16 protein-coding genes are annotated in these 14,284 nt (G+C 34.6%); 7 read left to right on the top strand and 9 right to left on the bottom strand.

The annotated features are described in order from the left end of the window. Positions 1-169 precede the first annotated feature (169 nt). A complete protein-coding gene (gene cytK2 / locus BAQ46_RS01925; protein ID WP_000830621.1) occupies positions 170-1,180 on the top strand; it encodes a beta-channel forming cytolysin CytK2 in 1,011 nt (336 codons plus the stop codon). Positions 1,181-1,325: 145 nt separating this feature from the next. On the opposite strand, the gene BAQ46_RS01920 is transcribed toward cytK2, so the two are convergent. The 6 genes from BAQ46_RS01920 to BAQ46_RS01895 all read right to left on the bottom strand — a co-directional run bounded on the left by BAQ46_RS01920 (position 1,326) and on the right by BAQ46_RS01895 (position 6,912). After that, entirely contained in the window at positions 1,326-2,348 is a 1,023-nt protein-coding gene (locus BAQ46_RS01920) for an S-layer homology domain-containing protein (RefSeq protein ID WP_071741551.1), read from the bottom strand. An 89-nt stretch (positions 2,349-2,437) separates the two neighbouring features. Further along, positions 2,438-2,689: a hypothetical protein gene (locus tag BAQ46_RS01915; RefSeq protein WP_061131511.1), complete on the bottom strand. Its 252-nt coding sequence runs from the start codon at positions 2,687-2,689 to the stop codon at positions 2,438-2,440. A 112-nt stretch (positions 2,690-2,801) separates the two neighbouring features. After that, positions 2,802-4,334, bottom strand: coding sequence for a fatty acid--CoA ligase family protein (locus BAQ46_RS01910; protein ID WP_071741550.1), 1,533 nt, complete (start codon positions 4,332-4,334; stop codon positions 2,802-2,804). Between the two features lie 161 nt (positions 4,335-4,495). Next, positions 4,496-4,924 carry a hypothetical protein gene (locus BAQ46_RS01905; protein ID WP_000832616.1) on the bottom strand — a complete coding sequence of 143 codons (429 nt, stop codon included), beginning with the start codon at positions 4,922-4,924 and terminating at the stop codon, positions 4,496-4,498. A gap of 254 nt (positions 4,925-5,178) precedes the next feature. After that, positions 5,179-6,168: a lipoate--protein ligase gene (gene lplA, locus BAQ46_RS01900; protein WP_000897258.1), complete on the bottom strand. Its 990-nt coding sequence runs from the start codon at positions 6,166-6,168 to the stop codon at positions 5,179-5,181. 9 nt (positions 6,169-6,177) lie between these two features. Next, positions 6,178-6,912, bottom strand: coding sequence for an MBL fold metallo-hydrolase (locus tag BAQ46_RS01895; RefSeq protein ID WP_000784663.1), 735 nt, complete (start codon positions 6,910-6,912; stop codon positions 6,178-6,180). Between the two features lie 180 nt (positions 6,913-7,092). Here BAQ46_RS01895 and yhfH point away from each other — a divergent pair, with 180 nt between their 5' ends. Further along, positions 7,093-7,221: a protein YhfH gene (gene yhfH / locus BAQ46_RS01890; RefSeq protein WP_000567010.1), complete on the top strand. Its 129-nt coding sequence runs from the start codon at positions 7,093-7,095 to the stop codon at positions 7,219-7,221. A gap of 39 nt (positions 7,222-7,260) precedes the next feature. Here yhfH and BAQ46_RS01885 read toward each other — a convergent pair whose 3' ends face one another. Further along, complete coding sequence (locus BAQ46_RS01885; protein ID WP_000103718.1) at positions 7,261-8,274, bottom strand: LacI family DNA-binding transcriptional regulator; 1,014 nt, start codon at positions 8,272-8,274, stop codon at positions 7,261-7,263. A 197-nt stretch (positions 8,275-8,471) separates the two neighbouring features. On the opposite strand from BAQ46_RS01885, the gene BAQ46_RS01880 reads away from it, so the two are divergent. The 4 genes from BAQ46_RS01880 to BAQ46_RS01865 all read left to right on the top strand — a co-directional run bounded on the left by BAQ46_RS01880 (position 8,472) and on the right by BAQ46_RS01865 (position 12,575). Further along, on the top strand, positions 8,472-9,413 hold the full coding sequence (locus BAQ46_RS01880) for a helix-turn-helix transcriptional regulator (protein ID WP_071741549.1): 942 nt from the start codon (positions 8,472-8,474) through the stop codon (positions 9,411-9,413). 84 nt (positions 9,414-9,497) lie between these two features. Further along, the gene (locus tag BAQ46_RS01875) at positions 9,498-9,998 is read left to right on the top strand and encodes a DinB family protein (RefSeq protein WP_000713022.1); all 501 of its coding nucleotides are present in this window, start codon (positions 9,498-9,500) and stop codon (positions 9,996-9,998) included. A gap of 581 nt (positions 9,999-10,579) precedes the next feature. Continuing rightward, complete coding sequence (locus BAQ46_RS01870; RefSeq protein ID WP_000733102.1) at positions 10,580-11,317, top strand: hypothetical protein; 738 nt, start codon at positions 10,580-10,582, stop codon at positions 11,315-11,317. A 64-nt stretch (positions 11,318-11,381) separates the two neighbouring features. Then, positions 11,382-12,575 carry a hypothetical protein gene (locus BAQ46_RS01865; protein ID WP_071741548.1) on the top strand — a complete coding sequence of 398 codons (1,194 nt, stop codon included), beginning with the start codon at positions 11,382-11,384 and terminating at the stop codon, positions 12,573-12,575. A gap of 31 nt (positions 12,576-12,606) precedes the next feature. Here BAQ46_RS01865 and BAQ46_RS01860 read toward each other — a convergent pair whose 3' ends face one another. Both BAQ46_RS01860 and BAQ46_RS30990 read right to left on the bottom strand, forming a co-directional pair. Further along, entirely contained in the window at positions 12,607-12,912 is a 306-nt protein-coding gene (locus BAQ46_RS01860) for a DUF2087 domain-containing protein (RefSeq protein WP_000138195.1), read from the bottom strand. A 36-nt stretch (positions 12,913-12,948) separates the two neighbouring features. Then, a complete protein-coding gene (locus BAQ46_RS30990; RefSeq protein ID WP_071741547.1) occupies positions 12,949-13,164 on the bottom strand; it encodes a hypothetical protein in 216 nt (71 codons plus the stop codon). A 339-nt stretch (positions 13,165-13,503) separates the two neighbouring features. Here BAQ46_RS30990 and BAQ46_RS01850 point away from each other — a divergent pair, with 339 nt between their 5' ends. Continuing rightward, positions 13,504-14,214: a hypothetical protein gene (locus BAQ46_RS01850; protein WP_071741546.1), complete on the top strand. Its 711-nt coding sequence runs from the start codon at positions 13,504-13,506 to the stop codon at positions 14,212-14,214. Positions 14,215-14,284 lie beyond the last annotated feature (70 nt).

Here is a 14,284-nt window from a genome sequence, read left to right as displayed (position 1 = left end):
AGGAGTATATAAACAATACAGCGGCGATTCCCTTGATAAAGACTCATAAAATTTCATTATCCAAAACTCACCTATGTAATTATGCATAACCATCCCTTCTGTTTTATTTTCATGTTACGATATAAATGAAATACGACATATATCGACAAAAATAAAAGGAAGTGATTGTATGAAACGTTCTAAAACATATTTAAAATGTTTAGCATTATCCGCTGTTTTTGCTAGTAGCGCTTTAGTGCTTTCAACACCTGCTGCTTACGCCCAAACGACGTCACAAGTTGTAACAGATATCGGACAAAATGCAAAAACACATACGAGCTATAATACATTTAATAATGATCAAACTGATAATATGACAATGTCTTTAAAGGTAACTTTCATCGATGATCCAAGCGCTGATAAACAGATTGCCGTTATTAATACAACTGGTAGTTTTCTAAAAGCAAATCCTACTATAAGTAGTGCGCCTATTGATAACTACCCAATCCCTGGCGCTAGTGCAACATTACGCTATCCCTCACAATATGATATTGCCTTTAATCTTCAAGATAACAGCGCTCGTTTCTTTAACGTAGCACCTACAAATGCTGTAGAAGAAACGACTGTAACCTCTAGTGTATCTTATCAACTTGGCGGTTCTGTTAAAGCTTCTGCAACGCCAAATGGACCTAGCGCTGAAGCGGGTGCAACTGGCCAAGTAACTTGGTCTGATTCTGTAAGCTATAAACAAACTAGTTATAAAACAAACTTAATTGACCAAACAAATAAAAACGTAAAATGGAACGTATTCTTTAACGGATATAACAATCAAAACTGGGGTATTTACACACGTGATTCCTACCATTCTTTATATGGAAACCAACTGTTCATGTACTCTCGCACATACTTATATGAATCTGATGCAAAAGGTAATTTAATACCGATGGATCAACTTCCAGCGCTAACAAATAGTGGTTTCTCTCCTGGTATGATCGCTGTTGTTATCTCTGAAAAAAATACAGACCAATCTAACCTACAAGTCGCTTATACAAAACATGCCGACGACTACCAACTTCGTCCAGGCTACACATTCGGAACTGCAAACTGGGTTGGAAACAACGTAAAAGACGTTGATCAAAAAACATTTAATAAATCGTTTACACTAGATTGGAAGAATAAAAAATTAGTAGAGAAAAAATAAAGAAAACCGAACCGTCACTTAGGTGGTGGTTCGGTTTTTTATTGAAATAAAAAACTCCTTTAGTTCTTTCGGCAACATAAACAGACTTTTTTTCACTTTATGGAAAGATTCATGTGCCTTTCTACTTAAAGCTAATATTGGTACTTTATTTCAACTTATCCGCCTTCGCAATAAATTGTGCTGCTTCCGCACGACTTACCGCTTTATTTGGAGCCCAGCCATTATCTGTTCCAATTGAAATCTTTTCTTGGATTAAAATATTGGCATACTTCGCACCCCAATGATTGTTTAAGTCAGCAAATTCTTTCGGTAGTTTTATATTTTCATTTCTTTCTAATTTATATGCATTTACTAACATAGAAGCCATTGATGCACGGTTAATTAACCCGCCCGGATTAAAGTTTCCCTTCTCATCACCTTTTACAATACCTGCTTTTTCAACAGCAGCGATATACGGCGTTGCCCAGTGATTTTGTGCATCAGGGAATGATGGCTTTGCATCTTTCTGAATTTCTAACCGTAAAACAGTTGCTACTATTTTTGCAGCGGAACTACGATCAATATTTTCAGCTGGTGCAAATGTACCATCTGGCTTACCGTGTACTGCTTCTTTATCTACTAAATATTGAACTGATTCTTGTGCCCAAGTTGGTACGTCAGAGAATTTAGGCTTCTGTTCAATTGCACTCGCATCGATTTCAAACTGTACTTGATATGTATGATCATATTTAATTGCTGGAATTAATATATGCATTTGCATATTATATTTTTTCGAAAACTCATCAATTTCAAATTGAACAACTTTCGTACCGTTATTTGCTTTATCTTCGGAAATTACTTTTACATCATGGAATGTCCCTACTTTATTCGTATCTTCTACTCTAAGATACTGGAAATAGCTACTATCTTGAACTGTTAACGTAACGATTTTTTTATCACCTTGAATGGTTACTTTTGCATTTTTTAAATATGTAGAAGCAACTGATGTATCATTCGTTTGATCTTTATAAGTCTTTAAAATAACGTCATACGTACCATCTGCTAATTTGCTAGCTGCTTTCATTTCTACTACCGCTTCTGCTTTCGCAATCGGTGCCATCATACCGCTAAATGGAACTACTAACGTTGCTGCTATAACGAATGCATTCATATATTTTTTCTTAATCATTATCAATATGACATCTCCCTTTATATAAATATATCCAACATAACCATCTCATTGATAACGATTATCAATGTCAAATAAAAATAATACTATTATTTTCTACATAAGTACGCCTTCCGCTCGTTATTAAAAAGTAAATAATGCGCCGTATGAACTTTTCGTTCTAAATAATCAATAGAATAAGAGCTTGATGGATCAACTAAATCACCTATCGCTCCTGAAAGATGATCAATGACTTGCTGCAAAACCTCTAGGTTTTTCTTCTCACTTTCCGTATTCATTTCATCCATAATGTCACAAATAAGATATTGTACTCGCCGCAAACGTAATTCCTTCTGCTCCACTTATATCTCCTCCTTATTAGTCATATTACGGTTTAAATATATGGCACCATAGCTTAACCAATGCTAAAAAATAGAAAGGCAACCATCTTCATAAAGATGGTTGCCCCTATATTTAAACTTGCATCGCTTTTTCTCTCAAAGCTCTTCTCAGCAACTTGCCTGTCGTATTCTTCGGCAGTTCTGTTAAAAATTCAATACTCTTTGGTACTTTATATTTTGCTAAATGTAACGCACAGTAATGCATAAGTTCTTCTTCTGTTACGTTCGTTTGTTTCAGAACGACGTACGCTCGCACTGCTTCTCCTAAGTTTTCATCAGGAACACCGATTACGACAACTTCCGCCACTGATTCGTGCATGTACAATACTTCCTCTACTTCACGAGGATATACGTTATAGCCGCCAACTAAGACGATATCCTTTTTGCGATCAACGATATAGAAGTAACCTTCTTCATCCATTTTCGCTAAGTCTCCTGTATACAGCCAGCCGGCCTTTAATGTCGCAGCTGTATCTTCTGGTGCGTTATAATATCCTTTCATAACGTTAGGTCCGCGAACAATTAATTCCCCAACTGCCCCGACTGGTACTTCTTCCCCAAGTTCATTTACAATTTTATTTTCTACATGCCAAATATTTGTACCGATTGACCCTGGCTTACGCGGACGATCTAGTGGATTAAAACAAGTAACTGGTGATGCTTCTGATAAACCGTATCCTTCTGAAACGATAACGTCAAAACGTTGTTCAAAGTTTTGCAGAAGAGCAACAGGCATTGAAGCACCACCTGAAATACAAAGGCGAAGCGTCTTCACATCTTCTGCGCTTGCTTCTTCGAATAAATATAAATAATTATACATTGTCGGTACACCGGCAAAAATTGTCGGTTCGTACGTGCGGCAAATACGGAATACTTCTTTCGGGCTAAATTTCGGTAACATTAAAATCGTTGCCCCGTTCACAATCGGTGCATTGACCGCCACTGTTAAACAGAATACGTGGAACATTGGCAGTGCCGCAACGACGCGATCATCAGCCGTATATTGTAAATACGACGCCACATCGCTCGCATTACTATATAAATTTTTATGCGTTAACATAGCACCTTTCGGTTTTCCAGTTGTGCCCGAAGTGTATAGAATAACCGCTACATCTTCTTCATCTAGTTCTGGGCCTTCGTAAGTTACATCTCCAGCCCCTATCATTGTAGTAAACGTTTTCATTTTTTCAGTTTCTGTATGGTTAAAATCTGATGAGGTTTCGCATATGATGATGTTTTCAAGTGAAGGAAGTCTTGTTGTAAGAGATTGTATAACAGGTAGAAGGACGTCGAGTACGATAATTGTTTTTACATCTCCATTTTGTAAAATGTAATGCATTTCGTCTGCTGTATAAATTGGATTAACTGGAATAACAGTTGCTCCCGCTTTCATTGTTCCGTATAAACCGACCAAAAAATGTGGTGAATTTCCAACAACTAATGCAACATTGTCCCCTTTTCCAATGCCCATTTCTGCTAAATTGCTAGAAAACCTTGTGACCATTTTGTTTAATTGGTCATATGAGACCGACTGATCCATAAATATATAAGCCGGTTTATCCCCCTTCTTTTTCGCCGTTTCAGCCAAAGATTGAACGAGATTCACACAAACCCCACCTTTATAAAATTTAGAATATTTAAAAATTCTAAATTAATTATATTAAAAGAAAATTAAAGTGGCAAGTGTTATTCCATTAACTGCATATAAACAGATCACCTCCTCTTCATTTACTTTGGAAGGATAAGGGAATTTTATTTGCAAGTAATTTATGAAACTAAACCAAAAATCATTTTAGGATAATATGCACTCATCTTTTCTCTAAGTTTAGTAAGTTCCTCTTTATTTAACGTCGTATGCTCTCCAAACAAGTTAATCGCGTCCGCTCCATCTTCATGAAAATACACCGTAACATATAGTGCCGGTAACCCTGCATTGTCTTCATCTATTGAAAAGACGACATCTGGTGTCTTATTAACAGTGCTGAATGTTTCATTTCTTTTCCACTTCTTATTTTGAAACATGTCTTGTATTTCCTGTATCTTTCGTCTGTTATCTGTATGCGTAAAATATATAACATTATCTTTCGCTGGTTTTCCAATCGATAAAAGTATGCGACTTGAGGACGTTTCATCGTTACAAGCTGCTATTCCAATAACGAAGCTGAGCAATAATACAACGTACATTACTCTTTTCATTTCGATCCGCCTCCTTTTGAATATGTATATTCTTTTATAAGAGGCAGATGTCCTGTGATTTTATCGTATATAAAATTATATCGGCGATTTTTCAGATATATCAGCGCAACTCGAAATATATCAGCGATTTTCCAAATATATCGGTCGTAACCCGGAATATATCAGCGATTTTTTAAATATATCAACTTACCGACAAAACATGACAATCTACGCAAAAAGAAAGAGGCTGCCAGTTACGGTAGCCTCCCTTATTTTTAGAAGAACAAATGTAAGAAATCTTCTGTTGTAATATTACCGAAGTAACGTGCGATATCTACGCCTTCTAAAGCTGCAGTGAATGCATCTTTATCAAATTGTACGCCTGTTAGACGTTCTTCAATATCATGCACATCTAGTGAACCGAAGAAGTCACCGTAAATTTTACATTCTGTTACTGTTCCTTTTTTCACTTCAAGACGAACGTCAACTTGTCCAACTGGGAAGCGGTGTGAATGTTGTAAGTTGAACTTCGGAGATTTTCCGTAGTTCCAGTCCCAATTGCGGTAGCGCTCTTCAGAAAGTTTGTGGATTTCTTTCCAATCCTCTTCTGTTAATTCATACGTTGGGATTTCTGTTTCTCCTTCAAAAATTGTTTCTAGAAGAAGTTGTCTAAACTCTTCTGTCGTCATTTCTTCGTTTAGGAACTCTGTAATGTTCGCAACGCGGCTACGGATTGATTTAATTCCTTTGGATTGGATCTTATCCATTTTTACTTTCAGTGCTGATACGACGTGATCGATTTCAGAGTCAAATAGTAACGTACCGTGACTGAACATACGACCTTTCGTTGAGAACTGCGCGTTACCTGAAATTTTTCTGCCTTCAGCTAAAATGTCGTTACGACCACTTAGTTCTGCATTTACGCCTAATTTACCAAGCGCTTTCGTTACAGGCTCTGTAAATTTTTTGAAGTTGCTGAAACTGTCTCCATCATCTTTCGTAATAAAACTGAAGTTTAAGTTTCCTAAATCATGATATACTGCGCCTCCGCCTGATAGACGACGAACGACATGAATACCTTTTTCTTTTACGTAATCTGCATTAATTTCTTCTACTGTGTTTTGGTTTTTACCAATGATAATCGAAGGTTCATTAATGTAGAAAAGTAAATATGTTTCGTTAATATCTAAATTCTTCACACAATATTCTTCAATCGCTAAGTTTATTCTAGGATCTGTAATCCCTTTATTATCAATAAATAACATCGTATCACCTCATGAGTTCCATACGTAGCCACTATGCGCTAGCGTAATATGGCCACTGAAAATTTGTTTTGCTTCTGTTACTAAATCAGCTGGATTGCCTGTATGCGGTAAGTGCGTTAATAAAAGTTCTTTTACATTCGCATCTTTCGCAATACTTGCTACTTCTGTACTATTCATATGCCCTGCTTTTGCAGCCTCTTGATGTGCATACATATTACACTCACAAATGAAAAGATCAGCATCTTTTGTGAATGGAATAAATTCAGGAATATAACTGGAATCTGCGCTATATACTACAGCGTCATTACCTGCTGTAATACGCATCGCAAAGCATGTAACAGGATGAACAGTTTTTAAGAATGAAATCGAGAACGGTCCAACTTGAAGTGTTTCTTCTGGATTGTACGCGATTCCTTTCGTATGCGGTTCATGCGTTAAAGACTGGAATCCACTCTCATCAAACGTATGACCGTATATTGGTAGTTCCGGTAGTTGTCCCTTTGTCGCACTCGTAATTAGTCTCGCATATTGCAATACCCCAATGTCTGCAACATGATCGTGATGATAGTGCGAAAGTACAACTGCATCTATATCAGATGGTGTTATATATTTTTGAAGCTGTGCTAGTACACCACTACCACAGTCTACAAGTAAACGAAAACCATCGTGTTCAAACAAATACCCCGACGTTGCTTCTCCCGCTTCTGGAAAGCCGCCCCAAAAGCCGACAACAGTCATTTTCATATGTATCCATCCTTTCTAAAACCGAGTAGAAATGCATGTTTCACTTACATTCTACATTGTTAACTATAATCCATTTCCTAAACTTTTTCATTAATTTTCAATTTTGTTATAAAACAGTTGTTGACTTTTGTTTTTTGTACTAATACAATGATAGTAAGAAATGGAAATGGAGGGATTGACATGATCGATCAACCAATGGAGTTTTTCAGAAATTTACCGACGAAAACTTGTGCGCACTGTGGGAAAGAAATTGATGAGCAACACGAAGCATACCATAACAAATGTGATGACTGCGTTCACGAAGAATAGTAGTTTGTGAACAGAAAAAAACCTAGCAGACATAGTCTACTAGGCTAATAACATCGTATCCTTCATCGTTGAACCTTTCACCAAGAGCTCCAGTTCAAACTCATACAATTCTTTTTTTCGATAATTTTTCGTATGGATTTTATCCATCATCAGGTCGACAACTTTTCGGGCCATCTCATCGATTGGCTGTTCAATTGTCGTAATACCTGGCTCTGTAATCTGTGATAAAATTTGATTATCAAAACCGATAACAGCGAGATCATCTGGAATGCTCCAGTCATGGCGTTTCGCCTCTGAAATAATTCCAGCTGCTACCTCATCGCCTCCTGCCAAAATCGCGGTAGGATTTTTTTTGTCCTTTAATACTTCATGGAATATTCGTTTTCCATCTTCCCAAGAGAAAGCGTTTTCAAGAAAATCAATCGCTTCTACTTGGCGGCTCTTCTCCGTTATGGCACGTAAAAAGCCCATTTTTCGCTGTTGGCTAACCACTTTGGTTTCGTTACCACGGCAAAAAATAAGATTACGATATCCTTGTTCTAACACATGCTTAGCAGCTATGTATGCTCCTTGCGCATGATCAAACTTCACTGTTGGAATATTTGCTTCCTCAATATATTCATTACATAACACGATTGGACCGTGTTGTAAGTATGGCTCTACATCTTCCCACGGATTTTCTAGTGAACATAGAATAATCCCATCTACTTGTTTCGTAGATAATAATTGTAAATACTCCATCTCTTTTTCCGGTAAATATCTTGTTTGACAAATAATCAGTTTATATTTATGTTCAGAAGCAGCAATCTCGATTGCTTCAATAAATCTACTGAAGAAAGGATTTGTAATCCTTGGAACTAGCACCGCAATTGTTTCCGTTTTTTGTTTACGAAGCCTTCTCGCCGCAGAATTAGGAACGAAGCCTAAATGCTTCATTGCTAATTGAACCCTTTTTTTCTTCTCATCTGAAACATATGGATGATTATTAATCACCCTAGAAACCGTTGTCCTTGATAACCCCGCTAATTTCGCCACGTCCTCTATAGTCGACACGAAATTCTCCCCCTTTGCATGAAAACGTTTTCTTAAATTGATTATATAGTATATTATTGGAAACTGCAATATGGGTTGTTATGATTTTACTATATTAATATTATACATAGGGAAAAGTCTGTTAATGGGAGGGGAAAACATACTGCTTTTAGAAGTTTATAGTAAGCATATTTATAAAAATTTGAAGGTGATATTTCATGAATCGGACAGATCGTTTATTAGCCATATTAATTGAATTACAAAGAAGACAAACTGTTACAGCAAAAAGCTTAGCTGAAAAATTCGAAACAAGTATAAGGACTATTTATCGAGACATGGATGCACTTAACGAATCGGGTGTTCCTATTTATTCAATGCCTGGTCACGGTTATTCATTAATGGATGGTTATTTCTTGCCCCCCATTCAGCTTACGCCTGAAGAGGCTGTTACTCTTTTACTAGGCGGTGATTATATCGAGAAAACTTTCACTTCTTCTTTTTCTGTACATGCACGATCAGCAAAAGAGAAACTTGAAATTGTTCTCCCTGCTGATCAACAAAAGAAAGCCCAGGAATTACGAGAAACTTTTCGTTTCCTTTCTCCTATATTTTCACATCAGCAATCTGAACAAGAAAAACTAGAAAATCAACTTCTTCTATTGCAAGAATCTATTCAAAAAGAACAAGCTATCTCTTTTTCTTATCGGAAACCGAGAGAAACTACAAAAATAAAGCGGACCGTTCATCCTTATGGCTTAGTCAATATTTCAGGAATTTGGTACATCGTTGCCCACTGTTTACTTCGAAAACAAATACGCAATTTTCGTTTAGATCGAATGGATACATTACAGCAAGAACAAGAATTCTTTACAAAGCCGAAAGATTTTTCTTTACAAAACTATAAACCTGAAAGCAATCGGACTGTTACGGTTCATTTATTGTTTCCATCTCATATTGCACATAAGATTATTGAGTCCCGCTACTTTTTTATAGATTCATACGAGCATAGAGATAACAGTTTTCACGTTTTTTTGAAATCAAGAAACATAGACGAAGTATTTCAATGGGTATTTAGCTGGGGGAGCCAAGTGAAAGTACTTGAGCCAAAAATTCTTTCTGAGAAAATCCGTGATGAAGCAAAAAAAATGTTAAAACTTTAATTTCACTACTGACATAATGTTGTCAGTAGCCATCCTTTATATTAGGTATTAGCAAATACATTTTTATAAAAAGGGGTTAACAATATGAAGAAATTTGAGGAATTAGCAACGTATTACATAGAGGAATTAGAAAGGTACTCTATAGAACAATTTAGGACGAAGCCGTCTAGCGAAGAATGGTCCCTCGGTCAAATGTATAGTCATTTAATTGCCTCTACATATATGCAGTTAGATGCAATTGCGAAATGTAAAACTGAAACACCATCAGCAACTAACAAGAAAACGGACATGGGTGAAAAAGTATATAAACTTGGTGCTTTCCCGGATATACAAATCAAAGTACCAAATCATCCTGGATATACACCTGAAAATCCCTCTAATAAAGAAGACATACAGAAACAGCTTCTAGAATTAATTACAATTGTTAAAGACATTGAGCCAACACTTTCTTCTATCCCAAGTGATTGTAAAGTCGAACATCCTGGGCTTGGTTACTTACATGCAGCAGAATGGTTTCAACTTATTTCTATGCATTTTGCACATCATCTTCGTCAGAAAGAGCGATTAGAGAACGCAATTTCATAATTTCTCATAAAGGGAAAATGGAATCCTCCCACCAATATAGTGGGAGGAAGAATAAAATGTTTTAAAGATGGCTCAGATATTTACCTGGCCATCTTTTTAATCATGACTATTAAAATGGAACTATACAAAGTAAACTACTACTTTGTAAGAACCCTCGTTGAAAAACTGAATTGAGACAATTATATACATTACTGAAAGTGAAAGTTCAAATAAAGTACTATTTTTATTTCTCAACAAAAAAACGTAGGGAATATAACAAATTACGAATATCACGTATTATAACAAATGGTACGACTAAAGAATAATTTTTATAAAGCCCGCCATAATCATTCCCTCCTTTTATTCCTTAGACAAATATTCACACAAACTGTATTATACATTTCCATATAATTTATCTACACTTAAAAACATAATAATCTTATTTTTCAAACCTATTACAAGCCAAACTTTCTCAACAATTAATTACTAAAATACGATTTACAGCTATAAAACTATCACTTATCATTAAGGGGAATTTTACCATTTAAATAAAATACAGGTAAAATTCCCAGAAAAAATAAATTGCACAAAGGGGATGGATTATGAAAAAGCTACATGCATTAACATTAACAATGGGGTTACTAGCTTCTACTGTGATTGTACCTACTGCTTCTCTGGCAAAAAGTGATGATTTACCTTACTTAAATGAAATCAAAAAAATGCAGCCCGATGTAAGTACACAAGAGCTAATATCTAGTATTAATGAATTAGCAAACAACACTGGGAATACAAAAGAAGCTGTTTCTGAACAGATTTATAAAGAGCTAAAAGCAGATGAAGAACAAGGCAAAAAAGAAGCAAGTAAAAAAATGAATACTTTAGGAGCTAGTGGTGGTACAGTTTCAGTTGGGAACAGCAATATGGGGGATTTCTTCTATACTGGTTCATACACTGCATACTTAAATCATGGACATGTTGGTATGTATTATAGTTCAAATACAATTGTAGAATCTGTACCAGGTGATGGCGTTCGTACAATTAGTACTACATCCCGTAAAGTAGATAAAGGAGATGCGGTAGTAAAATCCGTAAATACATCTTGGCAAAACAAAAATGATGCGGCATGGTGGGCAAAAGATCGTGTAGGTAAAGATTCATATTCTTATAATTTTGCTACAAATAGAAGTACAACACATTATGGGGCTAAAAACTGTTCTAAACTAATTTGGTCTGCTTATCAACTTCATGGCGGACTAGATTTAGATAAAGATGGCGGTGCTGGTGTATATCCACGGGATGTTCGTGACGCAAAACAAACCTCAACAATTCGTAATATTTAATACTGAAGAAAAAGTGCAACAACTATATTTGTTGCACTTCTTCTTATAAAAGGAGCTCATAACAGTGAAAAAAATAATCGTTCTTATTCTAAGCATAATTTTAATTGTAGCACTCATCTACTTTTTCTTCTTTAAAAACAATAATGTAAATTCAATATCTGAAGAAGATATTGAGAAAAAAGATTTTTTGAAAGATAAACAAGCTGTTATATATCTCTCTTCGACTGCCGATCAAGATATGGATGGCAACGGGATTAGTTATGCGATATTCATCGATAAAAATGCAAAAGCACATGGATATAAAATGAATGGTTTAGAACTCGGAGGAATAGGTGTATCTGATAACAAAAAAGAAATCGTACTAGAAAGTAAAGATAATATTAAATTTATTGGAGATGATTTTAAAAATTTTAAAATGAAATACCAACATACAGGAGATCAAAGGATATATTTAAAAAAACAAGGCTTATTTGTTAACATTTACAATTCAGGTAGTAACTCATCTACTGGAAATTATGATTCGAATGTAATTTTTGGTAATCAAAAACAGATTCATAAAGGAAATATTCCTCATTATCTTATTAGCTCTGGCGTCAATACAGATGAAGTCTTAGTCTTAACTCAAGATATAGATAAAAATGAGCATAGTTTAAAAAAATTACTATTTAATGATTCAACTATGCACCTTGAAGATGTTACAACAATTAATCTTAATAAAAACATGTCGTATTCTAGTTACTCATCTATTTTAAGTGACTCAAATTTTTATTATACGATTTTAATTGAGAACGATAACTCCATTAAAGGCAAAGTATATTTATTACGCATTGATAAAAAATCATTAAAACAAGATTTAATTTTACTTTCTTCCGAGGAGAATTCCACAGCTTCCATACCATTTACAAAAAATAATTCCGCTTATCTACATAACAATGAACTATTTTTTATAAATGGACTAGGTGAGGTCATAACTTTTAATACCGAAACAAATGCAGTCAATCCTAAATTCAAAATTGATTACCATGTAACGGATGGCGTTAGATATAATGAACAAACATATTTTGAAAACGATCAATTATATGTATTACGTTATAATGAAAAGCAAGAACATAAATATTCTATAGAAACATACTCTCTAACAACCGGTAAAAAAATTAAAACTACTAAAATTAAAGATATGGATCAAATTATTACATCTGTTAAAGGTGGTAAATCCATTTACACCTACGATTTTAAAATTTTACATCCGAATAAATAATAAAAAGCTCTGTTTTCCATAACAGAGCTTTTTATTTTAACTCCTCCCACTTCGTCCACATTTCTCTCCCATTTATACGGTACATATTATCCTCTCTGTCCATAAACCCCTGCACAATAAACTCGCGTCTAATCGTACAAAAATCGTCATGATATTGTTTGATGAATGCATTGATTTCTTTTTCCGTATACTGATTCTCCGCATTTAACTTGCTAATTAAATACTCTAACAATACTAGTTTTTTCTTCTTTTGACCTGGAATTGATTTTAGGCGGTCCTCTTTATCAAAAAAGTTACGAATAGTTGTATCTCTGAATTTGATTTCATTTTCGGTCATTTTGTTATCCTCCATCGGTTTTTAAATAATACAACTTTATTGTTTGTCCTTATTATTTTTCTTTATTCTTTCACTTATACTAGCCATAAGGTAATACCCGCTAATTAACACATAGTAGAATAGCAGTATTCCTAATGTATCTTTTATACTTGTATATTCCTCTTTGTGAAGTAAGATAGGTGAAAGGGTGAAAACAAGAAAGAAGATTAGTGGATACAAGATAAAATAGTAAGTGGGATTTCCTTTCATCATATCAACTCCTCTATTCTATGTTTCTCTGTAAATTGTTGTAATTCCTTTTCTTTCGTTTAGACTGCAATTAGAAATTAAAAGCAAGAGCTCCAAGGACAAATTAATTGAGCCTCTGGAATAGCTGAATTAATACAGAAAATAAAAAATCTATTTTCTAAAACATTGGTGTTATTGCAAAGGAATTTTGTATTATTAATGTATAGTAAAAAATTTATAGGAGTATAAGTAAATAGATACGAAATTGTTGATGACGAAAAAATCCCACGAAACATTCGTTTCCATTTATGAAGAGGTTCAAATTTCGAGTTAGTTTTAAATATAATGAATGGAGAATACATAATGGACAATTTATTTAATCAAATTGCAACTTTTTTTAACATATCATTACCTCAAGAAATGATGAATGCTTTCAAAAATCCAATCTATTTGCAGCACAAGAATGACTTTTTAATACGCTTATTATCCTTTGAAGAAGCCATGGAAGTGTATTTATACCTACATGAAGATGTTAATATTTCAGAAGTGTTCCCATTATGGACAGATGATAATTCCAATTATGTAGGTGTTTACATGTTAGGGCCACTAACAGGAAAAGTTTGTTTTATAGACCATGAGGAAATAGATTTATCTCCAGTATATCCTCATGTACAAACGTTAATAAAAGCTCTATTAGAAAGTCCTGAAAGCGATTGGTATGAACTTCCAAGACATTATCCTTGTTCCAAAGAAAATACGGATAAACTGCAACTAAAGCAAGATATACAAACCATTAATGAATTGAAAAACCTTCTTAAAAACGATGAATTAAATGAAGCTAAAAGAACTCAATATTTATTTTCAATTATGGCTTTAACTCCTCGCGCACAATTACATGAAATACTTCCCCTCTTGGACGATTCGGATATGTGGGTACAAGAGAGAGCCGCTGAAATTCTAGGTTTCCATAGATACGTGCCAGCTAGCGAAAAACTAAATTGGGTTAAAGAACATGGCCAACATAACGGGAAATTAGCAGCTGAATTAGCATTAAAAAGAATAGAAATGGAATGAAAGAACGAAAACAAAAAGTAACACTAACATAGTAGACTACCTATAGAAACGATAAGTTAAAAGAAAAAAG

Origin of the sequence: Bacillus paranthracis, assembly GCF_001883995.1 — a bacterium.
GTDB lineage: Bacteria > Bacillota > Bacilli > Bacillales > Bacillaceae_G > Bacillus_A > Bacillus_A paranthracis.
The sequence above is the reverse complement of the archived record's forward strand: the minus strand, read 5'-3'. Positions and strand labels throughout refer to the sequence as shown.

Bases quoted from the DNA above. Each gene is read 5' to 3' on its own strand.
- lplA (WP_000897258.1), bottom strand. From the start codon at position 6,168: ATGTTATTTATTGATAATAAAGGGATTACAGATCCTAGAATAAACTTA.
- BAQ46_RS01860 (WP_000138195.1), bottom strand. From the start codon at position 12,912: ATGACCGAAAATGAAATCAAATTCAGAGATACAACTATTCGTAACTTT.
- BAQ46_RS01895 (WP_000784663.1), bottom strand. From the start codon at position 6,912: ATGAAAATGACTGTTGTCGGCTTTTGGGGCGGCTTTCCAGAAGCGGGA.
- BAQ46_RS01920 (WP_071741551.1), bottom strand. From the start codon at position 2,348: ATGATTAAGAAAAAATATATGAATGCATTCGTTATAGCAGCAACGTTA.
- yhfH (WP_000567010.1), top strand. From the start codon at position 7,093: ATGATCGATCAACCAATGGAGTTTTTCAGAAATTTACCGACGAAAACT.
- BAQ46_RS01880 (WP_071741549.1), top strand. From the start codon at position 8,472: ATGAATCGGACAGATCGTTTATTAGCCATATTAATTGAATTACAAAGA.
- BAQ46_RS01905 (WP_000832616.1), bottom strand. From the start codon at position 4,924: ATGAAAAGAGTAATGTACGTTGTATTATTGCTCAGCTTCGTTATTGGA.
- BAQ46_RS30990 (WP_071741547.1), bottom strand. From the start codon at position 13,164: ATGATGAAAGGAAATCCCACTTACTATTTTATCTTGTATCCACTAATC.
- cytK2 (WP_000830621.1), top strand. From the start codon at position 170: ATGAAACGTTCTAAAACATATTTAAAATGTTTAGCATTATCCGCTGTT.
- BAQ46_RS01875 (WP_000713022.1), top strand. From the start codon at position 9,498: ATGAAGAAATTTGAGGAATTAGCAACGTATTACATAGAGGAATTAGAA.
- BAQ46_RS01870 (WP_000733102.1), top strand. From the start codon at position 10,580: ATGAAAAAGCTACATGCATTAACATTAACAATGGGGTTACTAGCTTCT.
- BAQ46_RS01850 (WP_071741546.1), top strand. From the start codon at position 13,504: ATGGACAATTTATTTAATCAAATTGCAACTTTTTTTAACATATCATTA.